This is a genomic window from Falsiroseomonas selenitidurans (genome assembly GCF_012103215.1).
Classification (GTDB): Bacteria; Pseudomonadota; Alphaproteobacteria; order Acetobacterales; family Acetobacteraceae; genus Falsiroseomonas; species Falsiroseomonas selenitidurans.
In genome coordinates this window covers 1-1676 of record NZ_JAAVNE010000116.1, presented here as the reverse complement: position 1 = coordinate 1676, position 1676 = coordinate 1, and the positions used below count along the sequence as shown (strand labels likewise).

The following is a 1676-nucleotide window of genomic DNA, read 5'->3' as shown; positions in this document are numbered from 1 at the left end:
TCCGGCGGCAGCAGAAACGCCTGGTCGCGGCTGAACGGAATGAACTGCGTCATGACCAGCAGATTCGCCGATTTCAGGCCGCACGGGAATCCGACAGGCTGCTAGGGCATTTTCAAGCCTTGCGGCTTCGCAAGGCGACTCGGAAAATGCGTCGGAACAATAAGGTAGTGCCGTTTCACCGTCCTCGCTTTCGGTGAAGTGGCGCTAGACCCTCGGCATGACTCACGACACGATCACCCTCGCGCCCGCTGAACCCGATGACTTCGCCGACTTCCGGAAGGAATTGCAGGAGGCCTTCGCGGTCGCCGTCGTCGAGGAATTCGGCGCGCTGCCGGATGGGCCGATCCCCTCCGACGCAGTCCTGACCGGGGCGATGGGGGCGCCCGGGGCGGAGGTGCTTCGCATCCTCCGCGACGGACGGAAGGTTGGCGGTGCGGTGGTCACGATCGACCGGGAAACGCACCACAACAGCCTCGACCTCTTCTTCCTGAAGCGTGGCGAGCAGGGGCGCGGCATCGGCCTGAAGGCCTGGCTGGCCATCGAGCAGCGCTACCCCGAGACGCTCACCTGGCAGACGCACACCCCCTATTTCGAGAAGCGGAACATCCACTTCTACGTCAACAAGTGCGGCTTCCGGATCATCACCTTCTTCAACCGGCACCATGCCGACCCGAACCATCCGGAGGAGGACAGCGACCTGCCCGAGGGCGCTGGCGATGCCTTCCAGTTCGAGGAGGTCATGCGCAGCAGTGCCGTTCAGGCGGGCTGATCAGCCCATCGCCGGCACCGCGAGCCCGGCGGCCAGCCGCAGGATGCGCGTCGGGCGTTCGACTCCCACCAGCCGGTGGACGATCAGGATCACCGTGCGCCCCGCCGTCGCCGCGCCCAGGGTCTCCAGGAAGGCACGCTCCGTCTCCGGGTCCAGGCCGGCGGCGGGTTCGTCCAGGATCAGCACGGGGGCCTCGGACAGCAGGGCGCGGGCCAGCACCAGGCGGCGCGCCTGGCCGCCGGAAAAGCGTGCCCCGGCCTCGCCGCAGCGGGTCGCCAGGCCCTCCGGCAGGCTGCGCACCACCTCGCCGATGCCGGCGCGGTCCAGCGCCTGCCACAGCGCCGCCTCCTCCGCCTCCGGCCGGCCGAGGCGAAGATTGGCCTCGATGCTGTCGTCGAACAGCCGCGCATCCTGGGTCAGGCAGGCAATCCGGGCGCGCACCACATCCGCCGGCAGGCTGGCCAGGTCCACCCCGCCCAGCGTGATCCGCCCGGCCTGCGGCGCCGCCAGCTTCAGCAGCAGCGAGGCCAGCGTGGATTTGCCGATGCCGGAAGGCCCCAGCAGCGCGATGCGCGCGCCTTCCGGCACCTCAAGCTGCAGCCCGTCGAACACCGCGGGGGCGCCGGGCGCCCAGGCGAAGTGCAGCCCCTCCACCCGGATGGCGTGGCCGCGCGGCGGGGCGGCGGGGGTGGCGGGCTCGGCCACCGGGGCTTCCTGGTCCGCGGCCTCGAACAGCCGGCGGGCGCTGGCGCCGGCGGCTGCCAGCGCGGCGCCGGCGCGTGGCATCAGGCCCAGCGCCTCCCCGGCCGCGGTGGCCAGGAACAGGCCGAGCACGGCGCCCGCCACCCCCGCCTCGCCCATCGCCAGCCCATAGCCCAGCGCGCCCAGCATCGCCGCCTGGCCGAGC

At 71.5% G+C, this 1676-nt stretch carries 3 protein-coding genes; 2 read left to right on the top strand and 1 reads right to left on the bottom strand.

The window, feature by feature from the left end:
• Together HEQ75_RS27965 and HEQ75_RS27565 are read left to right on the top strand one after the other, a co-directional pair.
• The coding region (locus HEQ75_RS27965; protein WP_209318817.1) for a hypothetical protein at positions 1-197 on the top strand (197 nt) is incomplete at its 5' end.
• Between the two features lie 20 nt (positions 198-217).
• Entirely contained in the window at positions 218-769 is a 552-nt protein-coding gene (locus HEQ75_RS27565) for a GNAT family N-acetyltransferase (RefSeq protein WP_168035323.1), read from the top strand.
• Here HEQ75_RS27565 and HEQ75_RS27560 read toward each other — a convergent pair.
• Positions 770-1676 (bottom strand): ATP-binding cassette domain-containing protein (locus HEQ75_RS27560; RefSeq protein ID WP_168035322.1); only part of this gene is annotated, 907 nt, incomplete at its 5' end.

Bases quoted from the DNA above. Each gene is read 5' to 3' on its own strand.
- HEQ75_RS27565 (WP_168035323.1), top strand. From the start codon at position 218: ATGACTCACGACACGATCACCCTCGCGCCCGCTGAACCCGATGACTTC.